Source organism: Desulfuromonadales bacterium (assembly GCA_035620395.1).
GTDB lineage: Bacteria > Desulfobacterota > Desulfuromonadia > Desulfuromonadales > DASPGW01 > DASPGW01.
In genome coordinates this window covers 1-21290 of the sequence record DASPGW010000026.1, presented here as the reverse complement: position 1 = coordinate 21290, position 21290 = coordinate 1, and the positions used below count along the sequence as shown (strand labels likewise).

The 21290-nt window shown below is 62.0% G+C and carries 24 protein-coding genes; all 24 read right to left on the bottom strand.

Annotated elements, in window-relative coordinates; translation table 11 throughout:
* Positions 1-13: 13 nt before the first annotated feature.
* Entirely contained in the window at positions 14-631 is a 618-nt protein-coding gene (locus VD811_01640) for an MBL fold metallo-hydrolase (protein HXV19674.1), read from the bottom strand.
* Positions 632-634: 3 nt separating this feature from the next.
* Positions 635-1798 (bottom strand): HD domain-containing protein, encoded by a 1164-nt coding sequence (locus VD811_01635; protein HXV19673.1) that lies wholly within the window; start codon positions 1796-1798, stop codon positions 635-637.
* A gap of 3 nt (positions 1799-1801) precedes the next feature.
* Entirely contained in the window at positions 1802-3388 is a 1587-nt protein-coding gene (locus VD811_01630; GenBank protein HXV19672.1) for an FAD-dependent monooxygenase, read from the bottom strand.
* A 91-nt stretch (positions 3389-3479) separates the two neighbouring features.
* A complete protein-coding gene (locus tag VD811_01625) occupies positions 3480-4655 on the bottom strand; it encodes a response regulator (protein HXV19671.1) in 1176 nt (391 codons plus the stop codon).
* 165 nt (positions 4656-4820) lie between these two features.
* Positions 4821-5267, bottom strand: coding sequence for a universal stress protein (locus VD811_01620; protein HXV19670.1), 447 nt, complete (start codon positions 5265-5267; stop codon positions 4821-4823).
* A 39-nt stretch (positions 5268-5306) separates the two neighbouring features.
* The gene (locus VD811_01615; GenBank protein ID HXV19669.1) at positions 5307-5699 is read right to left on the bottom strand and encodes a response regulator; all 393 of its coding nucleotides are present in this window, start codon (positions 5697-5699) and stop codon (positions 5307-5309) included.
* A 157-nt stretch (positions 5700-5856) separates the two neighbouring features.
* Entirely contained in the window at positions 5857-6690 is an 834-nt protein-coding gene (locus tag VD811_01610) for a purine-nucleoside phosphorylase (GenBank protein HXV19668.1), read from the bottom strand.
* Positions 6687-7247, bottom strand: coding sequence for a response regulator (locus tag VD811_01605; GenBank protein HXV19667.1), 561 nt, complete (start codon positions 7245-7247; stop codon positions 6687-6689). The genes VD811_01610 and VD811_01605 overlap by 4 nt, the downstream gene beginning before the upstream one ends.
* Positions 7248-7260: 13 nt before the next feature.
* Positions 7261-8097, bottom strand: a complete 837-nt coding sequence (locus VD811_01600; GenBank protein HXV19666.1) for a helix-turn-helix transcriptional regulator — start codon at positions 8095-8097, stop codon at positions 7261-7263.
* 8 nt (positions 8098-8105) lie between these two features.
* A complete protein-coding gene (locus tag VD811_01595; GenBank protein ID HXV19665.1) occupies positions 8106-8855 on the bottom strand; it encodes a tetratricopeptide repeat protein in 750 nt (249 codons plus the stop codon).
* A 10-nt stretch (positions 8856-8865) separates the two neighbouring features.
* Entirely contained in the window at positions 8866-9558 is a 693-nt protein-coding gene (locus VD811_01590) for a hypothetical protein (GenBank protein HXV19664.1), read from the bottom strand.
* Between the two features lie 16 nt (positions 9559-9574).
* Positions 9575-10486 (bottom strand): PfkB family carbohydrate kinase, encoded by a 912-nt coding sequence (locus VD811_01585; protein ID HXV19663.1) that lies wholly within the window; start codon positions 10484-10486, stop codon positions 9575-9577.
* Positions 10487-10604: 118 nt separating this feature from the next.
* A complete protein-coding gene (gene mtnP, locus VD811_01580; GenBank protein ID HXV19662.1) occupies positions 10605-11471 on the bottom strand; it encodes an S-methyl-5'-thioadenosine phosphorylase in 867 nt (288 codons plus the stop codon).
* Positions 11472-11522: 51 nt separating this feature from the next.
* The gene (rlmN, locus tag VD811_01575) at positions 11523-12593 is read right to left on the bottom strand and encodes a 23S rRNA (adenine(2503)-C(2))-methyltransferase RlmN (protein ID HXV19661.1); all 1071 of its coding nucleotides are present in this window, start codon (positions 12591-12593) and stop codon (positions 11523-11525) included.
* A 57-nt stretch (positions 12594-12650) separates the two neighbouring features.
* Complete coding sequence (locus VD811_01570) at positions 12651-13733, bottom strand: hypothetical protein (protein ID HXV19660.1); 1083 nt, start codon at positions 13731-13733, stop codon at positions 12651-12653.
* Between the two features lie 90 nt (positions 13734-13823).
* Positions 13824-15095, bottom strand: coding sequence for a hypothetical protein (locus VD811_01565; GenBank protein HXV19659.1), 1272 nt, complete (start codon positions 15093-15095; stop codon positions 13824-13826).
* Positions 15070-16491, bottom strand: coding sequence for an MBOAT family O-acyltransferase (locus tag VD811_01560; protein ID HXV19658.1), 1422 nt, complete (start codon positions 16489-16491; stop codon positions 15070-15072). Before VD811_01560 ends, VD811_01565 begins: the two co-directional genes overlap by 26 nt.
* Before the next feature lie 12 nt (positions 16492-16503).
* The gene (locus tag VD811_01555) at positions 16504-16740 is read right to left on the bottom strand and encodes an acyl carrier protein (protein HXV19657.1); all 237 of its coding nucleotides are present in this window, start codon (positions 16738-16740) and stop codon (positions 16504-16506) included.
* 3 nt (positions 16741-16743) lie between these two features.
* Complete coding sequence (locus VD811_01550; GenBank protein HXV19656.1) at positions 16744-18372, bottom strand: AMP-binding protein; 1629 nt, start codon at positions 18370-18372, stop codon at positions 16744-16746.
* Positions 18373-18461: 89 nt separating this feature from the next.
* Positions 18462-18875, bottom strand: coding sequence for a nucleoside-diphosphate kinase (gene ndk / locus VD811_01545; protein ID HXV19655.1), 414 nt, complete (start codon positions 18873-18875; stop codon positions 18462-18464).
* Between the two features lie 174 nt (positions 18876-19049).
* Positions 19050-19373, bottom strand: coding sequence for a hypothetical protein (locus VD811_01540; protein HXV19654.1), 324 nt, complete (start codon positions 19371-19373; stop codon positions 19050-19052).
* 81 nt (positions 19374-19454) lie between these two features.
* Entirely contained in the window at positions 19455-19988 is a 534-nt protein-coding gene (locus VD811_01535; GenBank protein ID HXV19653.1) for a hypothetical protein, read from the bottom strand.
* Positions 19989-20042: 54 nt separating this feature from the next.
* Positions 20043-20873, bottom strand: coding sequence for a hypothetical protein (locus tag VD811_01530; GenBank protein HXV19652.1), 831 nt, complete (start codon positions 20871-20873; stop codon positions 20043-20045).
* A 98-nt stretch (positions 20874-20971) separates the two neighbouring features.
* On the bottom strand, positions 20972-21290 hold a 319-nt coding region (locus VD811_01525; protein ID HXV19651.1), incomplete at its 5' end, for a cytochrome b/b6 domain-containing protein.

Genomic DNA, 21290 nt, shown 5'->3' with positions numbered 1-21290 from the left:
AGTCCTACTGGTCCTACAAATACGGATTCACCCGCTTCTCCCGGCCGATGGTGGTGTCAGGCCCGTGCCCGGGATGGACGACAGTCGTGTCGGGGAGCACCAGAAGCTGGTGACGGATACCGTCGATGAGGGTGTCATGGTCGCCACCGGGCAGGTCGGTGCGCCCCACCGAACCGGCGAACAGGGTGTCGCCGACAAAGAGGTGCCCGTCGCCCAGCAGGCAGATGCCGCCAGGGGAGTGCCCCGGGGTGTGCAGGACCTGCAGCCGCAGTTCGCCCACGGTGAGGATTTCTCCGCCGGCAAGCAGTCGGGCCGGCTCCGGCGACGGGGTCACGCTCATGCCGTAGAGGGCCGCATGCTCCCGCGCCCGACGCAGCACCGGCAGGTCGCCCTGGTGGATCAGCAGTTCGGCGCCGGACCTCTCCACCAGCAGGCGGTTGCCGCCGATATGGTCGAAGTGGCCATGCGTGTTGACGACCATCTTCAGCTGCAGGCCGCGGGCCTGCAATCTCTGCAGAATCCGCTCCGCCTCGTCGCCGGGATCGACGACCAGCGCCTCCCGGGTTTTTTCGCAGGCGACGATAAAACAGTTCACCTGCAGCGGACCCACCGCCAGCGTCTCGACCTGCATCGGCTACTCCTTTTCCTGTTCGTCAGCGGCAAACAGATCGAGGCTCTTCCCCTTGAGCTGATCCGCCAGGGTAAAACCGAAACGCTTGCGCTCTTTCTCCGCCGTGGTCCGTTCGGGTTTCGGCTCGGTTTTCAGTTCAGGTTTCGGTTCAGGGGATGTCGCCCGGGGGGACCCGGCCGGCGACGCAGCGGGCGGCTCTTCCTGCCGGGCGGTGCCGGGCAGAGTTTCCTTGAAGAAATAGCGGTCATACAGACGGTGGTAACCGGTCCAGGCGGAGCCGTTGTCCGGATCCCGCTCGATGTGGGTGCGCACACCGTTGATCTTCGAGTCGAGGTCGTCGAGGAAATTGAGTATGACCGCCTCGAGGGTCTTGGGTCGCTTGGGGGAACCGAACTCGTACTGGCCGTGGTGCGAGAGAAGCAGATGCTTGATGAGCGTCGACAGGGCGCGAGGAAAATCCGGAAGCTGACGGACCTTCTCCTCCACCATCTCCACCCCCATGACGATATGGCCGATCAGCTTCCCCTCGTCGGTGTAATCGAAGCTGCGCTCGTAACAGAGTTCGGCCACCTTGCCGATGTCGTGCAGCAGCGCCCCGACGACCAGCAGGTCGCGCTGGACGCCGGGGTAGCGCCGACTGACGTCGTCGGCCAGATCGGCCACCGCCAGGGAGTGCTCGAGCAGCCCGCCGAGGTAGACGTGGTGCATCGTCTTGGCCGCCGGGGCGGTGGCGTAGAGCTGCAGAAACGCCGCATCGGCCAGAAAGGCTTCGAGCAGCCGGCGCAGGTGGGGATCGGTCAGGGAGCCCACCCGGGTCCGCAATTCGGCCACCAACTCCTCGGTGCTGCGCGTGGCGACCGGCAGGTAGTCGGCGAGGTCGACCTCGACGTCCGCCAGTCGTGCCAGGTCCTGCACGACCAGTTGCATCTTGCCCAGGTAGACGCTGGCCTTCCCCTGCACCCGGAGGAAGTCGTCCTTGCCGAAGCGCTCGCTGAACTCGTCCACCCGGTCCCAGACCCGCCCTTCGACTTCGCCGGTGCGGTCGACCAGCTTGAGAGTCATGTAGGGCTTGCCGTTCTTGGCCATCGCCATGATCTTGTCGCGCACCAGGAAAGGGCTGTCGACCCAGTCCCGCTCGCGGATCTGTTCCACGAAGATTTTTTTCACCTGTTACTCCCGTTTTCCCGCTTTGACTGCTATCAGTTCGGCCACCCGCAGGCCGTCGAGCGCTGCACTCATGATCCCCCCGGCGTAACCTGCCCCTTCGCCGGCGGGGTAGAGTCCCGGATGCGAAACCGACTCTCCATCCTCCCCGCGCAGGATGCGCAACGGGGCCGAGGTCCGCGTCTCCACCCCCGTCAGGGTCGCTTCGCCGGTAATGAAGCCGCGCATCCGCCGCTCGAAGTGCGGCAGCGCCCGGCGCAGCCCGTCGACGACGAAGGAGGGAAGGACCCGGTCGAGCTCTGCTTCCCGTACCCCCGGCCGGCAGGACGAGACGAGCGCCCCGCGCCCGCGGCCGAGAAAACCGAGCAGGTTCTGCGCCGGCGCCCGGTAATCGCCGCCGCCGGCGGCGAAGGCTGCCTCCTCCCAGCGCCGCTGGAAACGGACGCCGGCCAGGGGATCGGCGCCGTCGAAATCCTCGCGGCGCACGGCCACCACCAGGGCGCTGTTGGAATAGCGGCCGGCGCGGCTGTGGCCGCTCATCCCGTTGACCACCACCCCGCCGGCTTCGGAGGCGGCGTTGACCACCTCGCCGCCGGGGCACATGCAGAAGGAGTAGACCCCCCGTCCGCTGTCGGGATCGTTCCAGGCCATGGCATAATCGGCCGCCGGCAGGGCCGGGTGCGCGGTCATCCCGTACTGGATGCGGTTGATCAGCTCGGCCGGGTGCTCGACGCGCGCCCCCACGGCGAAGGGCTTGGCCTCGAGCGCGACGCCCGCCTCGGCGAGCATCCGGTAAGTGTCGCGGGCACTGTGGCCGGGTGCCAGCACCAGGCTGTCGCAGGGGATGGCACCCCGTTCCTCGATGATGCCCGCCCGCACCGCGCCGCCGGCGCATTCCAGTCCGCTCAAGCGACTCTGGTAGAGCATTTCCACGCCGGCCTGGCGGAGGGTGGTGCGAAAGTTGACCAGCACCCGGCGCAGGCAGTCGGTGCCCACGTGCGGCTTGGCCTGCACCAGGATCTCCGCCGGGGCGCCGCAATCGACCAGCGTCTGCAGCACCAGGCGGGTCCAGGGATGGTTGACCCGGGTCGTCAGCTTGCCGTCGGAAAAAGTGCCGGCGCCCCCCTCGCCGAACTGCACGTTGCTCGTCGGGTCGAGCTCGCCGGCCGTCCAGAACCGGCGCACGTCCCGGACCCGCTCCTCAACCGGCCGACCCCGCTCCACCAGAGTGACGCCGAGTCCGTAGCGGGCCAGGTGCAGGGCGGCGAACAGGCCGGCCGGCCCCATCCCCACCACCAGCACCCGATGGCGGCTGCCGAGCGGCACGACGGTCGGCAGTACCGGCGCCGCCGCCCGTTCCAGGCGAGGGTTGGTCCCCAGGCGGCGTAGCAGTTCCTCCTCGTCGGCGACCGAAAACTCGACGGTATAGATTCGTAATATCCGCGGCTTGCGCCGGGCATCGATCCCCTGGCGAACGATCTGCCAGCCGAGGACCGCATGGGGTTCAAGACCGAGTTCCGCAGCCACCTTGCGGGGCAGCAGGCTTTCCGGCTCCGTCAGGGTCAGGGGCACCTCGCGCAGGCGCAGGGCCATCTCAGTCCCCCTTCCCGGCCGGGCGACGGGCACCGTTTCGGCCACCGGTGGCGGAACGAATCTGATGGCAGGGCATAGGGCTCTTCGAATGCTATAGGGATTTGAAGGAGAGGGGAAGGCGAATGTGGAAGGTGGTTCCCTCGCCGATGACGCTGTCGAGGTGGATACTGCCACCGTAGGTTTTGACGATGCGCAGTACCACCGACAAACCGAACCCGGTCCCCTTTTCCTTGGTGGTGAAAAACGGGTCGAAAATCTGGCCGAGATTTTCCCTGGGGATGCCACCGCCAGAATCACTCACCTTGACGGCAATCGCTTTTTCGTCGTGGTCGAGGCAGACCTCCAGCGTCCCACCCTGCCGCATTTCGTACAGAGCGTTGGTAAACAGGTTGGAAAAAATCTGCCCGATTTCGGTGGGATCCGCGTGTATCGGCGGCGGCAGACTGAGAAAGCGGCGGTGCACCGTCACCCCTTGCGCCTTGACCTGGGCGCTGCAGGCCTCCAGTGCCCGATCGATCACTTCAGCAATCGACACGGCCTGCAGTTCAAACCGCGGGCGCTTGCTGGTCGCCAGCAGTTGCACCAGGATATTGTCGATCCGGTCGACCTCCTTGAGGACCTTTTCCAGGTACAAGCTCTTTTCGGCATCGGCCGCAAGGCCCCCCTTGAGGATCTGGGCAAAGAGGCTGATGGAATTGAGCGGGTTGCGGATCTCATGCGCCATGCCGGCGGAAAGATGTCCCAGCGTGACCAGTTTTTCCGCCTGCAGGATCTCCGCGTGTGCCCGCTCCAGCTCGAGGGTCTTCTCCTCGACCCGGCGCTCCAACTCCAGGTTCCACTGTTCGATCTCGTGCAGCAGTCGCTCGCGTTCTTCCCGCAGTTCGCGGTTGTGCAGCTCAATGCGCCGGATGCGCAGAACATTATCTATACGCTCGATCAGGTCCTGATTGTTGAACGGCTTGAGGATGTAATCGGAGGCTCCCCCCTTCATCAGTTCGACGGCAATTTCCTCGCTCCCCTTGCCGGTGAACATGACGACGTAGGTATCGGGAAAACGCTCGCGGATCTGCCGCAGGGCCGTCATCCCGTCCATGCCCGGCATCATATAGTCGAGCAGGACAAGAGAGGGGGCATCGCGCTCGACAATTTCAAGACCGAGCCGGCCGCTCTCGGCGGTCAGAACCTCATATCCCTTGCTGCGCAGAATCATCGAGGTGAGCTCGAGGATGATCCTCTCATCGTCGATCACCAGTACGCGATCTGTCATGACCAAACCTGTTGTCCCCTTCGTCTGGATTGCTCGAAGCGGAGAACAGCATAACCCTTCCCCACCCTGTTTGACAAGGAGAAATCCCCTCCGCGAAGGTCGTCAGAAAACGGAAAAGGCAGCATCTCTGCTGCCTTTTCCTGGCCGGGCGGATCTTTTTCTTCGTCACTCGCCGATGCGGATGGTCATCACCGGCACCTGCGACTTGCGCACCACTTTTTCAGCGGTGCTGCCGAAAAGAACATGATCGAGGCCGGTGCGGCCGTGCGTCCCCACGATGATGAGATCGGCCGAGTTGTCCGTCGCCTTTTTGATGATCTCGTCGTAGGGAATACCGGGAACAATGATGGATTCGAAGTTGTCATAGTCGCGGATATGGGTGCGGCAGAATTTCTCCATCATTTTCTTCGCCCCTTCCTCGATCTCCTCTTCGAGCTTTTCGAAGGAGATGTGCGGCACATAGAAACCCCGCAGGTCGACGGGTTCGTTGATTACGTGCACCAGCAGCAAGCGGGCATTGAATTTTTTGGCCAGGGAATAGGCATACTGAAAAGCATAATCGGAGCTTTCCGAAAAATCGGTGGCGAACAGGATGGTCTTGAAGTCTCTCATGTTTCCTCCTTAGTCCAAATTATAGCATCTACCAGGGCATCAGGAAACACTCACCGCCTGGTGCCGGGTGAATATCTTTTTCATCACGGACTTGAGCTCTTCCAGTTTGACGGGCTTGTGAATGTACTCGAATGCCCCTAGATTTATGGCCTCGAGATAGGACTCAACGCCGCCATAGGCGGTAATCATGATGACCGACATATCGGGATGGTGGCGGTTGAGTTCCCGGAGAAAGGCGAGTCCGTTCATTTGCGGCATATTGATGTCGCTGATGACCAGATTCACCTTGTTGTGGCCAAGGAACTCCAGGGCCTCAAGGCCATTGGCGACGCTCTCGACCTCGTACCCCTCCTGAGCCAGGAGCTTGCTCAGGCCGATACGGGCGTTCTCCTCATCATCAACAATCAGAATTTTCTTTGCTTTCCGACCCAATGGCCTTCTCCCGGTCACAATTTCGGAAAGTGTACCATGCCGGCTCTTACTGTCAAGGCCAGGGACGGCCGACGTAAAATTAATTAAACAATGATTACAAATAGTTAAATCTTAATACAGAGGTGGGTTCGAAAGCGGGCCGCAGGGGGGGCAAGGGCTAGGCGGATGCAGATTTCGACAGCCAAAGGGCGATCAGATGGCGGACCAGCAGAGCCAGTCGGGATGCACCCCTTTGGCCGCTCGCGAGGACCTCCGCATGGCTGAGGGGAGCAGAGGCCAAACCGGCAGCGGCGTTGGCGATGAGGGAGAGACCTGCCACCTCCAGCCCCAGGTAGCGCCCCATGATTGCTTCGGGAACTGTCGACATGGAGACGGCGTCGGCACCCAGCAGGCGCAGGGCGCGGATTTCGGCGGGGGTTTCATAGGAAGGGCCGGGCAGCGCCGCCAGGACGCCGCGATGCAGGCGGATATTCTGCTGCCGGGCAAATTCGAGGAGGGAGGGGAAGAATTCCTGTCGGTAAAGGCCGGAAAGATCGATGAAAGGGTCACGTCTTTCGCCCCGCAGGGGATTGTCGCCGAGGAGGTTGAGATGATCGGCAATCAGCATGAAGTCGCCGGGCCGATACTCTTCGTTGACCCCCCCGGCAGCATTGGTCAGGAGCAGTCGCCGGCAGCCGAGCGCATGGGCAATCCGCACCGGCACGGCGACCTGCCGGGCGGTTAGTCCCTCGTAGAGGTGATGCCGTCCCTGAAAAAAAAGGAGCCGACGACCCTCCAGGGTGCCGGCGACGAGGCGGCCGGCATGGCCGGCAACCTGCTGCGCGGGGGGAAAAGCGGCATACCCGGCATAGGGAAAAACACCCAGCGGTTCGGCCTCCTCGGCCAGGGCGCCGAGTCCCGAGCCGAGCACGACCGCCAGAGCGAACGGCTCCTCCCCGGCACGACGACGGACCGCTTCGGCCACTTCCTGAATTTCGGCGGAACCGGTCATGCCTGACCCGCCAGCAGTTTCTTCACACGAATCTGCAGCTGTTCCGGTTTGAACGACTTGCTGACGAAATCATCGGCGCCGGCCGCCTGCACTTCGGCGGCGTCGGTCTCCTTGCGGTAGACACCGCTCATGGCCAGCAGGCGGAGATCGCGCAGGGAAGGTTCGTCGCGCACCTGCCGGATCAGCTCGTAGCCGCTCGTGCCGGGGAGACTCAGGTCGAGGATGACCAGCACGGGCCGTCTCTGCCGGATGATCCGCAAGGCTTCGTCGCCGTCTCCCGCCATGAGGAACTGCAGTTGCAACGGTTTGAGCACGTCGGCAACCAGCTCGCGGAAAAATTTGGAATCATCGACGATCAGAACTTCGGGCGCTGTCGAATCCGCCGTCCCGGGACCTGTGCCGGCCGGAGCGGCGGCCGGCGGCTCGGCCTGCCCATTGCGGAGATTCACTTCGAACACGGCAGCGCACTGCGGGCACTTGACTCTCGCCACCGACTTACTGACCCGCGAAGGATCGATCCGGTAGCGGACGCCGCACTCGGGGCACTGAATGGTCATCGGTTACCTCCCATTACTCCGGGATTGCCGCCTGCAAAACGATTTCTGAACGGCCGGCCAAATCGAGCGGCTGGCCACCAAGCCAGATTTTCACCGCTGCCGGATTGTCTACGGCCAGCCGGGCGCTGCGGCCGACGTTCCACTGCAGGGCGGATGCCGTACTCAAAACATAGCGCTGCAACGGGCGGCTGTCCACCGCCACTTCAACCTCCAGCGGACCCATGGCCTCAAGCCGGATGACACTCCCTGCGGCGGGTATGGCGGGCACCGCCGCCAGGGCCACTGCCGCCGGCGCGGCCGGCTGTTCGGCAACAGCGACCGCTGCCTCTGTCGCACTCGCCGGAACTGGCAGCGGGTTTTCGCCGGGCGGGGGCGAAACAAGCTGCTCAGCGGGTTGCACCAGAGCCGGCGTGGACGGGGCGGGCATCTGCAGCACTGCGGCTCCCTGCCGGCTGCCAACGGAAAAATAAAGGGCGATGGCCGAGACGAGCAGCAGCGGCAACAGGAGAAATAACCGCCGACGCGGCAGGCGCCGTGGCGGCGAAACTCCGCTCAACTGCGTTGAAACCACGGAGATTTCCCCGCGTTTGCCATCGCCCGCCTTGGTCGTCGCTTTTCGCCATTGCCGCAGCACGCTGCCGGCCTCCAGACCGAGCGCTCCGGCGTAGTTGCGAAGGAAGCCGCTCTGATAGGCCTCGCCTGGCAAAGCCTCATAGCGATCGTCTTCCAGGGCTTCGAGATAAGTGCGCCGTATATTGGTTTTAGATGCGATCTCAGCGAGGGAGAGACCAAGTTCTTGACGCCGGTTTTTGAGCAGGATGCCAACGGTTTGCTGCTGCAGATCATCCATGGGAAATCTCACTTCAGAATCTTGATATATTCGGCAACCGAGCGGCCGAGATCGGAATCGGGCGCCAGGCGCAGCACCTCACGGAAAGACGCGACGGCCAGTTCGGGCTTTTTGAGTTTCATGTAGGCCTGGCCCAGCCGGTAATGGGCAAGAGTGTAGTCGGGGTTCAAGGTCAGTGCCTGGCGAAAAGCCTCGATCGCCGGCCCGGTTTTGTCCAGAGCGTAATAGGCTTCTCCCAGGTGCAGTTGTGCCTGGGCGTAGCGAGGATTGAAGTTGAGCGCCTCTTTGCAGGCAGCAATCGAATCGAGGTACACCCCCTTCTGGAAGTAGGCGTAGCCGATGCCGGTCAGGGCCACCTCCGGGCTGGTAAAGAGAAGATTGTCCGCCGCCTTGCGGAAATGCCGGATAGCGTCATCCCAGCGCGCCATGTCGAGGTAGAGGGCGGCCAGATTGTTCTGGTAAGTAGGATTGTCGCGGTCAAGCCGGATGGCCCTGAGGTAATGCCGCTCGGCCTCGGGAAAAGCGCGCTTCTGCTGGTAGGCCTGGGCCAGGGTGTTCTGGATGTCGGCGTTGTCCGCATCTTTTTGCTCCGCGAGCTGGAGCTCTCGCAACGCCAAGGTGGGATTACGCTCGCGCAGGTAGGAGATGCCGAGCATGTGATGGGTTTCGGCCTCTTTGCGGTGCTTCGCCGAGGCGGCACAGCCGGACGTCAGTAGCACCATGAGTAAAAAGGCCAAGGGAAAGAAAAATCTGTGCACGGAATGCTCCTTACAGGGAGGCCAGAAAACGCCCGAGGCTTTCCAGCAGCTTCTGCCGCCGAGCCGTCAACTCCTCGGCACCTGGCGGCCATTTCCGGGCGCCGACCCGTATGGTCGTCCCGCTTCCCGACAGGGCATCGGGCATCACCTCAACAGGAGCCGACGGAGTGGATGGTGCCTCTTCAGCCAGTTCGACGACCGCCTCATCCGCAGACGCCAGCGGCTCTACACCGGCAGGCTCCGCCGGCTGCGGGGCATAAACCGCAACTGGAGGACCCGCAGTCGCCAGGAAGGCTGCCGCCGTTGCAACCGGAGCCGGGGGTTCGACGCCGGCTTTCAGTGGCAGAGAATCCCAAAGGGCATCCCGCTTTTTAATGCCGAGCACGCGGTAATCCATGTCGCTGAGCATGAAACCCAACGACTCGGCAAAGAGAGCCCCCTCCTCGATCAGCCGGCCAGCCTCCTGCAGAGGGGCATCCGCCCGCTCGTGCAGGTAAAAGGCGAGACACTGACTGGTGTGCAAGTGCAGCACCAGTGCCACCCGAAGCCCCTTGCCGGCAGCAAAAACACAGAGATAGGCCGTCGCCTCCTGGGAAGGAAGCCCCGGCAGCGCCACCTGCACGGCACTCAGCGAGCGCTCCAGGTGCAGGACCTGGGATGCAGGGATATCGAGACGCTCGATCTCTTTGTGCCAGCGGAACATCCGGCTCTCCTGAATGTCAGCCCAGCCCTTCGAATTCGGTCAGCAGCTTGAAACGGCGGAAGCGCTCCTCGATTTCCCTGTATTCCAGGCGTTTCAGGCGGTTGAGGCTGAAGTCCTCGACGGTGAAGGACGCCATCACGCTGCCGAAGATGACGGCCTGGCGAAAACTGCTTTCGGAGAGGTTCCGGGTGGCCGCCAGGTAGCCGATGAAACCGCCGGCGAAGGTGTCGCCGGCGCCGGTCGGATCGAAAACCGACTCCAGCGGATAGGCGGGGGCGGAAAAGACTGAGTGTTCCGTGAACATCAGCGCCCCGTATTCTCCCTGCTTGATCACCAGCGTCTTCGGTCCCATCGCCAGGATCGCCCGTGCCGCCTTCACCAGGTTGGCCTCGCCGGCCAGTTGCCTGGCCTCCCCCTCGTTGATCAGCAGGATGCCGACCTGTCGCAGGGTCCTGAGCAGCGCCTCGCGTTTCCCCCCGATCCAGAAATTCATCGTATCGCAGGCTACCAACCGCGGATTCTTCACCTGTTTGAGTACTTCCAGCTGCAGCTCGGGATCGATGTTGCCGAGAAAGACGAACTCGGCTTCTTCGTATCCCGCCGGCAGTTCGGGACGGAAGGTCTCGAAGACGTTGAGCTGGGTGTCGAGGGTCTGAGCCTGGTTGAGGTCGAAGCCGTAGCGCCCCTGCCAACGGAAGGTTCTCCCCGGCACACTCTGCAATCCGGCCAGGTCGATGTTGCGCGAGCGCAAAAACTGCAGATGCTCCGCCGGGAAATCCGAACCGACCACCGCCACCAGCTGGATGTCGGTAAAATAACCTGCCGAGATGGAAAAATAGGTGCCCGAACCGCCCAGCACCTCTTCGGCGCTGCCGAAGGGCGTCTCCACCGAATCGAGCGCCACCGAACCGACCACGAGAATACTCATGAAATTAGCCTTTCAAAATCAGGTTCAAGGTCCGGGGCCAAAACCAGCCGTCTTCCGGCCTCTGTCCTCTCAGCGCTCGGCGCTCAAGACTTTGCACCTTGGACCGGGGACTCGTGTCTCAACCCAGATATTTTCCCATGATGACATCCAGCTTCTGCCGGGTCGCCGCCGGAATAAGATCCTTGCGGGTCATGATCGCGTACCTGAGCGCCTCCCCGCACTTGCAGCCGCGGGCTGCACCGAGCTCTTTGACCGCCGCCTTGATGATTTTCTTGGCGGTGGCGACGTTCTGCTGGACGATGGCGATCACCGCCTCCACCGAGACGGCCTCGTGTTCCTCGTGCCAGCAGTCGTAGTCGGTGGCGAGGGCGATGGTGCCGTAACAGATCTCCGCTTCCCGCGCCAGACGCGCCTCGGAGACGTTGGTCATGCCGATGACGTCAACACCCCAGCTGCGGTAGATTAGCGATTCGGCCCGGGTAGAGAAGTGGGGACCCTCGATGCAGATGTAGGTCCCACCCTTGTGGGTGGTCGCCCCCACCGCGCGGGAGGCATCACCGAGTACCTGGGAGAGGTCCGGGCAGACCGGGTCCGCGAACTGCACGTGACCGACGATCCCATCCCCGAAGAAGGTGGTGCGCCGTTTGCCGACGGCTCGGTCGAAGAACTGGTCGGGGATGACGATGTGCCCCGGGACGATCTCCTCCTTCATGCTGCCGACGGCCGAGACCGAAATGATCCGCTCCACCCCGAGCTTCTTCATCCCCCAGATGTTGGCCCGGTAAGGGGCTTCCGAGGGAAGGATCCGGTGGCCGCGGCCATGGCGGGGGAGAAAAACCATCTTCACTCCCTCCAGGGTGCCCGTGATGAACGCATCCGAGGGCTCGCCGAAGGGGGTGTCGAGCCGGACTTCCTGCACGTCGGTCATGCCTTCGATCTCATACAGACCGCTGCCGCCAATGACGCCGATGGTAGGTTGGGACATACAAAAACCTCCTGAAATCAGTCTAAGGTCCCTGGTCCCGGGACCGGTTTGTTACGGTGCCGGCAACCTCCCCTGCTGCCGTTCGAGCTTCCCTTTGAGCTGGCCGCAGGCAGCAGAGATGTCCTGCCCCTTGCTGGCCCGGCGAATCGCCACGATATTGCGGCCGAGCAGGTAGGTCTGGAAGACTTCGATGCTCTCCGGAAGCGGCGATCGGAAGGCCGACCCTTCATGCTCGTTGAAGGGAATCAGGTTGACCTTGGCCGGGATGCCGTGCAGCAGCTTGACCAGCCGCCTGGCGTCGGCCGGGGTATCGTTGACGTCGCGAATCAGAATGTATTCGAAGGTGATGCGCTGCCGCGGCGCCAGCGGGTACTGCCGGCAGGCGGCCATCAACTCCTTGAGGGGATAGCGACGGTTGACCGGCATCAGTTCGTTGCGCACCGCATCGGTGGTGGCGTTGAGGGAGACCGCAAGGTTGACGCGTATGCGCCGGCCCAGCTCAAGCATCTCCGGCACCAGCCCCGATGTCGACAAGGTGATCTTGCGGGGACTGAAATCGAATCCCTCGGGGGCATAGAGGATCTGCAGCGCCTTGACCACGTTGTCGAGGTTGTGCAGCGGTTCTCCCATCCCCATCAGGACGATGTTGTTGACCGGCCCGTCCTTGACCGCCGCACAGACCTGATTGACAATCTCTCCCGTTTCCAGGTTGCGCACCAGGCCGAAGGTGCCGGTCAGGCAGAAGGAGCACTGCATGGCGCAGCCGACCTGGGTGGAGATGCAGAGGGTGGCCCGCTCCCCTTCCATCGGGATGCGTACTGTCTCCACTGTCTGGCCGTCGGCCAGGCGGAAAAGATATTTCTTCGTCCCGTCGCTGCTCGTCTCGGTCGCTTCGGCGGTCCAGTCGGAGACGAAGGCGCGTTCGGCCAGTTCCTCGCGCAGCGCCTTGGACAGATCGGTCATTTCGGCAAAGGACACCACGCCGCGGCCGTAAATCCAGCGCATGAGCTGGCCGGCGCGGAAACGCTCCTTGCCCATCCCGGATAGAAACTGCGTCAACTCCTCGAGCGTGAGGTTCTTGATGTCGATTTTGTCTGACCTGTTCAACGGATTTCGATTCATTAAAAAACTCCCCCGGATTCTATCCCATAGGTCCGTGGGGCACAAGGGCAAATTGCCTCAGCGGAAGCGCTCGGCAGTAAAGATCGCCCGCGAGGCCTTCCAGCTCCAGTGGGTATCGTCGAGGTAGTAGATATCCTTCTCCCCCCGGGCAATCTCGGCAGCGAGAATCGCCTCGGTGTCGATGAAGCGGTAAGCCTTGGGCAACGGCCGCAGCAGCTCGAAGAAGCGGCTCGGCGGATAGGGGTTGTCGACGATATATGGGCTGTAGAGGGTGTATTTGTCCGGCGCCGGCATGAAGACAAGTTCGATCCCGCGGGCACGCAGCAACTCGGCCAGGCGGTTGAGATTGTCGTTGAAGGCGCCCAGGGTCGACGGCTCGGCTTTTTGGACCTTCCCGATATCCTTGCGCAAAAACAACAGCGACGCACCTCGTACGCCGCTGAACAGCGGCCGGTCGAGTTCTACCTTGCAGGTCTTGCTGACATAGGCGTCGGGAGCGAAGCGATAAAGGACATTATAGAGCAGCCACTTGAAGTTGCCCGTATTGAAGAAGCCGACCGGCGGCAGTTTAGGCGCCTCAGCGTCTGCCTCGGCCGCCGCCCGATCGGCGTACTTTTGGCGAAGGCGGGATGGGTCTTCCGTCTTCCCCCAGTCGAGCGGACCGGCGAACTTGTAGCAGTTGCGCTCGACGATCTCCAGCAGCAGGAAACGCGGGCGCATCTGGTCGAGAACGCCGCTGTTGGCGAGGAGGATAACGGTCTCCATCTGGCTGCGGCTGCCCGGGTAGAGACCGATATTCAAGACCGATACTTCGCTGAGGGTTGCCAGATAGTCCTGGTAGAAACGGTTCGGCCCGTTGCTGCTCCCTTGCGAGAAGGAGTCCCCGACGGTCACCACATCGACGGTCCCGCCCTGGTAGTCGGCCATCTCGAGATGCCGGCGGGGAAGGTCGTCGACATTGCGGCGGGGATGGGTGTAGCCCGAGAGGTAGCCCATGCGGGCGAGGTCGTTGGGGATGACCCCGTCCTCCCCGCGCCCCAGCAGGGAACGGGTACACAACTGCCACACCACCGCGTTGTAGAGGACGGCGGCCGACAGCACACCGACGATGATAAGAACGAAACGCCGATAGCCCCTCATGGACGCACCGTCAGATCGAAGTCTGCGCGCATGCGGAGGGAATACTTGGGCCAGGCTGTATGGTTTTTCGGCTCCATGACTATGGTTCGGCTACCTTGCATTTTCTTCCAGATAAGGGAATTCGGCCTTCACCCGTTTGATCTCCGCCACGGCGTCGGGGTGCTGCCGACGGTAAGCGGCCAGCCCCTCCCGCAACGATGCCAGATGCGGCTCAATATTAGCAGGGTCGAGTTGCACACCGAACCCGGCCTGTACGGCATCGCTGCCAAGCACCCTCGACAGGACCAGGTCGCCGGCCTCCTTGCGGTAATGGGAGGACTCCCAGTAGTACTGCATCAGCGTCGTCGTGTCTCCCGGTGGCGGGATCGCCTCGGTGGTCACGGCGTTGAAACCGCTGAAATCCCAGAGCGGAAAGGCGCGACGGTCGGGGTGCGCCTGGCGGTCCTTCTCCAGGCGCATCACCAGCTCGCTTTTCCAGGCTTCAAACGACGGCCAGAGCCCGGCCGCATCAATGGCCAGTAGTTGCCAGGCGTGCACCGGCGAGATAAAAAGCCGCAGGTCGACGTCATAACGGTGAGCCAACTCCAGAATGCGGGAGAGCTCTTCCAACGGGGACGTCTGACCGGCCGTGGCGGCAAGGCTGAAACTGTGGTGCGGCGGCGGAAAGTAATGGTTTGCATAATACTTGCGAACATTGCGGACAAAAGCCTGGTGCAGCCCGTATCGGCGCACCTTGGCCAGGTCGTAGCTCCAGACGATCTGGCCGTTGGGCAGGTAGCCAGGATGTTTGATGGGGTCCTGCGTCCACAGGGTCTCGGCGCTTGCCGCCAGGGCGGAGGTCGAAAAGATCGTTTCCGCCACGCGTCTCAGGCCGTTGCCGGTGGTGGGCGGAGGCTGCTCGGCGCCGCTGCGGCGGGCGTTGAACATGAACAGATCGACGCCCAGCACCACCTGCACCGGCGGCTGGCAACGGCAGGCGAACTCGAACAACTGGCGAACTTCTCGGACCGTTGCCCCGCCGACAGCCAGATTGAAGACCGGCCGCACTTCCGGCTGCCAGGCAGGATGTCCGGGATCGAGGCCGATCTCCGAGCGGGACGAGCCGAGAATCAGCCCCCGTGGGCGCAGGCTCTCCACCTGGTAGGTCTTGACGGTGCGCGCGTGCTTGGTCGCCGGGTACTTGTTGGCGTTGAACCCCTCGACGGCAACCCACCGGTAGAGGCCGAAAGGATCGGCCACTACGTTAAACAGGGCGGCGCCGGCGATAAGCAGCAGGCAGCAGAGGGCCAGGCGCAGCAGCCACCACCGGTAGCGGCCAGACCCGAGAGCCGTCCGCCTAGAACTGGAAGTAGAGAAACTCACTGACCTTGCTCAAATTGAAAAGTGCATAGCAGGCGACCAGGGCGGTAAAGGCGCAGTGCTTCCAATCAGGGCGAAACGACTCCGTCAACTGCACGGAGTTGCGTCCCGCCAGGGCGAGAATAAGTGCCGCTGCCAGTATCAGCCAGGTACTGCCATCGCCCTGGATGGCTGCCAGTGCGTGGCGGCCCAGGGGGGCGCCACTGAGACCGAGCATCCCCCTGAGCACCTTCAGTGCATCGTTCCAACTGCTGGCCCGGAAGAAGACGAAGCTGACGTTGACGAAGGTAAAGGTGAGCAACCAGCCGACTGCCGGAGGCATCTTCCATTTGCGCTTGCGCCAGAGGTGGTTGACCACCAGCGCGGCGCCGTGCAAGCTCCCCCAGACGACGAAAGTCCAGCCGGCTCCGTGCCAGATTCCCGAGATGAACATCGCCAGGAAGACCGCCACCAGAGACTTGACGAAGGTGATGCGACGAAACGAACGCAGAATGGGCGTGTAGACGTAGGTCGTGATGAAGGCGGTCAGGGTGATATGCCAGCGTTTCCAGAAATCGATGATGCTGGTCGCCTTGTAGGGGCTGTGGAAGTTGACCGGCAGCCGGATGTTGAACATCAACCCGGCGCCGATCGCCATGTCGCTGTAGCCGCTGAAATCGAAGTAGAGCTGCAGCGTGTAGGCAAGGCTCGCCACCCAGGCCTCGGCGAAATTAAGGGTCGTGGCGGTGTCGAAGCCAGCCCTGGCCAGAGCCGAAAAGGGATCGGCGATGACCACCTTCTTGAACAGTCCGACGAAGAACAGGAAAAGGCCGAGGGCGAGGTTCTTGTAGTTGAGCACCTTGTTCCGCAGCCGGTCGAACTGCGGCATCATGTCCTTGTGGTGCAGAATCGGCCCGGCCAGCAGGTGCGGAAAGAAGGTGACGAAGAGGGCATAGTTCAGAAGCTTTCGCTCTTCGACCAGCCCCTCGTAGGCGTCGATGAGAAAAGCGATCTGGGTGATGGTGAAGAAGCTGATTCCCAGCGGGAGGACGATGCGCAGCAGAGGCAGGTCGGTGCCGAGGGCGACGTTCAGACTGCCGAGAAAGAAGTCCATGTACTTGAAATAGCCGAGCAGGGCGACATTGCCGACGAGGCCGAAAATTAGGATAGTCCGTTTGGAGACGAGGGGTTTCTTCAACTCGTTGCTTTCGGCCAGCAGGCTGCCGATCGTATAGTTGAAGAGGATCGATCCCAGAATGAGCGGCAGATAGGCGGCATTCCACCAGGCGTAAAAAAAGAGCGAGGCGGCCAGCAACCAGGCGTTGGCCGCCGTCGCCAACCGCAGGCGGTTGAGGAGCAGGTAGCCGGCCAGCGTCACCGGCAGGTAGAAGAGAATGAATTCGTAGGAATTGAAAAGCATACGGAATGATGCCTATTTTTTAAGCTTTTTGTCGACCAGATCCGACAGATCGCCGACATTTTTCAGCGCTTGCAGCTCACCCAGGGCGAATTTGACCTTGAACCGAAGTTCCACCGCCACGATCAGGTTCATGTGCGAAAGAGAATCCCAGGCGTCGATATCGTCGGCCGTGGTCTGCCGGGTGAGGGTGATGCCTTCGTCGTCGAAAACCTCGCGAAAGATGGGTGTCAGCTGCTCCAGGGTGGTCATCTGTCAATCCTCCATGGTGGAAAGGTCGCCGGCGTCGGTTCCCAGATAGCGGGCCTTCAGCACCCGGCGCATGATCTTGCCGCTCTTGTTCTTCGGAATCGCATCAATGCAGATGAGTTCGTGGGGGGTGGCCACCGACGAGAGCTTGTTGGTGACGTGCAGCCTGATCTTGAGCTCCAGTTCCGGCGTAAACTCGCACTGACGGTGCAGGCTGACGAAGGCCACCACCTTCTCGAAAAGCAGCTCGTCGGGGGCACCGATGACCCCCGCTTCGGCCACCGCCGGCACTTCGATCAGGGCACTCTCGATCTCGAAGGGGCTGATCAGGTGGCCGGCGGTGTTGATGACATCGTCGCTGCGCCCCTGGAACCAGTAGTAGCCGTCCGCGTCCCGGTAGGCCGTGTCGCCGGTGTAGTAGTGGCCGCCGCGGAACTTGCTGCGATAGGCGGAATCGTTGCCCAGATAGGTGACGAACATCGACGGCCACCCCGCCTTCAGACAGAGATTGCCCGACACGTTGTCCGGAAGCACGCTGCCGTCGTCGGCAAGGATCGCCGGCTCGATCCCGGCGATCGGCTGCCCCATGGAGCCGGGCCGGGATTCCAGCCCGGGGCGGTTGCCGATCATGATGGCGCCGGTTTCGGTCTGGAACCAGGTGTCATAGATCTCTTTGCCGAGGATGCTGCGGCCCCAGTGGACCACCTCTGGATTGAGCGGTTCGCCGACACTGCTGATGTGGCGCAAGGCGGCCAAGTCGAACCGCCGGTAGAACTCCGGGTCTTCCCGCATCAGCATGCGCAGGGCTGTTGGGGCCGAGTACCAGACGCTCACCCGCTCCCGTTCGAGCAATCCGAACCACTGCTCGGGGCTGTAGCCGCCGCCGAAGTGGACCTGGGTCACCCCCAGGCTCCAGGGGCCGATGATGCCGTAGGAGGTGCCGGTCACCCATCCCTGGTCGGCCGTGCACCAGAAGACGTCGTCCTGCCGCAGGCCGAGAACCACGGCGGCCGTGTAGCTCTGCATCAGCACGCTCCGATGAACATGCACCACCCCTTTCGGCTTGCCGGTGGAACCCGAGGTGTAGTGCAGCACCGACGGCGCGTCGGCCGGGGTCGGCGCCGCGGTGAAGTCGGAGGAAGCCTCTGCCATCAGCCGCGGATAACTGAGGATGTCCGCGGCCAGGTGTTCCGGGGCATCGACGAGCAGGATGTATTCCAGCGCGGGGAGTCGGTCGCGAATGGCGGTGAGTTTTTTCAGGTACCCTTTCTTGGTGATGATCCCCTTCGCTCGAGCGGCGCCGACCCGGTCAAGCAGCGCCTCCTCACCGAAATTGGAGAAGAGAGTGCCGGTGATCACCTGCAGCTTGAGGGCACCGAGAAAGGCGAAAAACTGCTCCGGCATCCGGGGCAGGAAGGTAAAGAAAATATCCCCCGGCGTGAATCCGAGCCCCGCCAGCACATTGGCGAAACGGCTGCTCTGCTCATCCATCTCGCCGAAGGTGTAGTCACGCCGCTCCAGAGCCGGTGACAGCCAGCGCATGGCGACCTGTTCGGCCCGCCCCGCGGCGCACTGCTGCCTGGTGCAGATGTGGCCGATATTATATTGCCCGTCGACGATGAGTTCGTTTGTCATCTCGCTCCTGCCGTCTGCGCGAATTAAAAAGGCCCGGCGGGATTGTAGCCGCCGGGCCGCGTAAACTCAATGGCAAAAACAGGGCTTTTTTACAGCAGCTCCAGCCCGGAGAAGAAGTAGGGGATTTCGAAGGCCGCGGTCTCGGGGGCGTCCGAACCGTGGGTGGCATTCTCGCCGATCGAGGTACCGAACTCCTTGCGCAAGGTGCCGGCGGCGGCTTCGGCGGGATTGGTGGCGCCCATCAGGTCGCGCCACTTCTTGATGGCCCCTTCGGCCTCGAGAACCATGACGACGCAGGGAGCGCTGCTCATGAAGTCGGTCAGCTCGCCGAAGAAGGGACGGGCCTTGTGCACATAGTAGAAGCCCTCGGCCTCCACTTTGCTCATGTAGAGCTTTTTCAGACCGACGATCTTGAAGCCTTCGGCGTAGATGCGGGCAATGATCTTGCCGGTGTGGCCGGCGGCAAAGGCGTCGGGTTTGATGATGGCAAAAGTTCTTTCCATGGATTCGATCCTCCGGTGAGAATAATTGGACTTTGGAAAACCTGCGCTTTTTAGCACCGCCGAAGGGAAAAGTCAAGAAAATCGCGGGATCGTTGTCAGGCAGCGACCGGTGAGAAACCTGGTTCCCCGGAGGAAAACGGCCCGGAGCAGAGATGACAGCCTTACAGAGGGGAGCTATTGCCCAGCGAAAGGTTGGCGATGCTCAATTGGTTTTTTGTCTGCCTTGATGTGCAGCCCGCAATGCAGGCAACGCCTCAGGTAAAGGGGTATAAATCCGTTCAGGTGAAAGGCGTTGTTGCAACGAGGGCACCTGCCGGTGGCCACCAGGAGAACGGCAAAAAAAAGAAAAACGACCCAGATTCCGAAAACCACGGCTGTAGCCCGATCCGAGCCGGTCAGCTCGAGCGACAGCCAAATTGCCGGTACATAGATAAGGATCAGCCCCGCCATCAACCTTCGGCGTCCGCGAAGCTTGCGCAGACCGATGGAGTAATCCACAGATTCCAGGGAGTTTCCAGTATCCGACATGGCGTCCTGTCATTTCCGGAGCAGAGAAAGCCGGTTGACCGCGATGCTGCCTCAGGAATTATCCGAAGGCAGCCGGCGCGAACAGCGGTCGAGGTCGGCCAGAATCTCGCGTTCCCGACGAATCGCTTCCTTGCAGTGGGACCAGAGGCGAAAGTGCTCCAGACCCAGGATGGTCAGGCCGGCGACCAGAATGGCCCAAAAATTATCGCGCAAAGCATCGGCGTACGCAAAAAAAAGATAGAAACCAGCAAGATAGCCGAGGTGGGACCACCCGCGATATTTCCGGTCCCCCTCCATCATCCGGGCCAGGATGTAGAGAAGGGCGGAAAAGGCGTAGACCGCCAGGGCGATACTCATCAGCATGATTGGCGGCGCCGGGCCCAGGGCAGCTTGCCAGTCTTCCGGCAGATCCTTGAACAGCGAACCAAAGCGGAAGGCGATTATGCTCAGGAGCAGAAAGACGATCAGCCCCCACTGCCCCAGCCGGGAGCGAGCCGCGAACGCCCGTATCCTCGCCTTGGCCTCGTCCGGGCTGCGGCTGAGGGCAGGCTCAGCCGGCTCCTCTGTGTGTCGTCTCCAGGGCATACCCATTCCCCGGGCCAGGAGGACCTGACCTCAAATTGTCCATCTCTCCGGAATTCAGTTTTTCAGAACTTTGTCGCTATTTTCCTGTTCGGCGCGCATTTGCTGGAGTTGATCGACCTGGTTGCGAAGGACGGCAACGATCGTATCAATCTCTTCGATTCCTTCCGGCGCCTTCAGATCCACTTTTCCCGCGGCCATACTTTCGGCAAAAGTCGCCAGATTCCGGACAGGCAGCAGAACGTTCCGCTGCAGCAAGGCACAGACCCCGCCAACGGTCAGGAACAGGACCATCAGGCAGAAAACGATCAGGCGCATGCGCAGCTGACTCAAGGAATTCTGCAGCTGAGCTGTGGATAATCCGATATCGAGTGTCCCGAGGATTTCGCTTTCGTCAACCGGTCGGTGACAGCCGGCCGCGATACAGCTCGGCTCATTGTAGATGGGTGTTGTAATGGCGAGCACTTCGCTGCCCTGACCATTGGTGAAGCGCCGGGCCTGGTCCATGGTGCCGAGACGGGTTGCCGGTTCGGCACCACTGTGACAGCCGTTGCAACCGGCCGCCTGCTTGTCTACGGCCTGCTCGATTTCACCCGGGTCGGAGGAGAACATGACGATCCCTTTTTTGTTGAAGATGCGGACATGTTCCACCCCATCCAGGGCGCCAATGTCGCCAATGGTGTTCTGGAGCATCTCACGGTCGAACTTGAGCATGGCGTAGCGGGTTGATTTTACGATGGTATCGGCCAGACCAACTTCGTGTCGGATGGTATCGGAGATCAGATCGTTCTTGTTGAACGAGTAAAGGAGGAGGCTCCCGAGAATCACGAAACCGGTCACCGCGAGTGTGATGGGGAAGATAGCTTTGACAGCGATCTTGTTCAGCATGACCGGCTCCTCTCGGTTTCAGCATCCCCGGCCGCTCGGGCTCGACCGGGGATATTGGTTCATATTAATTGAAACCCTGAAATATTCCAAGAGCATCTTCAATGCTGATGGATTTTATCCTGAGCTCGCCCGTCCCCGTGTTCCTCGTCGTGGTCGTGCTTGACCTCTTCCCAGCCGGTGAGCATCGGCTTGAAGTACGCCAGCGGCGAGCTGCCGAGAGTGGCCAGGTAGACGTGGGTGAAGAGGAAGGCGCACAGCGAGCAGGCCAGCAGGAAGTGCACCGAGGCGACCAGCTTGATGCCGCCGACGAGCACCGCCAGGGCGCGCATCGGGCCGACGTTCATCAGCATGAGCCCGCTCAAAATCACCAGCGGCACCAGCACCATCATGATCACCAGGTAGGCCGATTTCTGCATC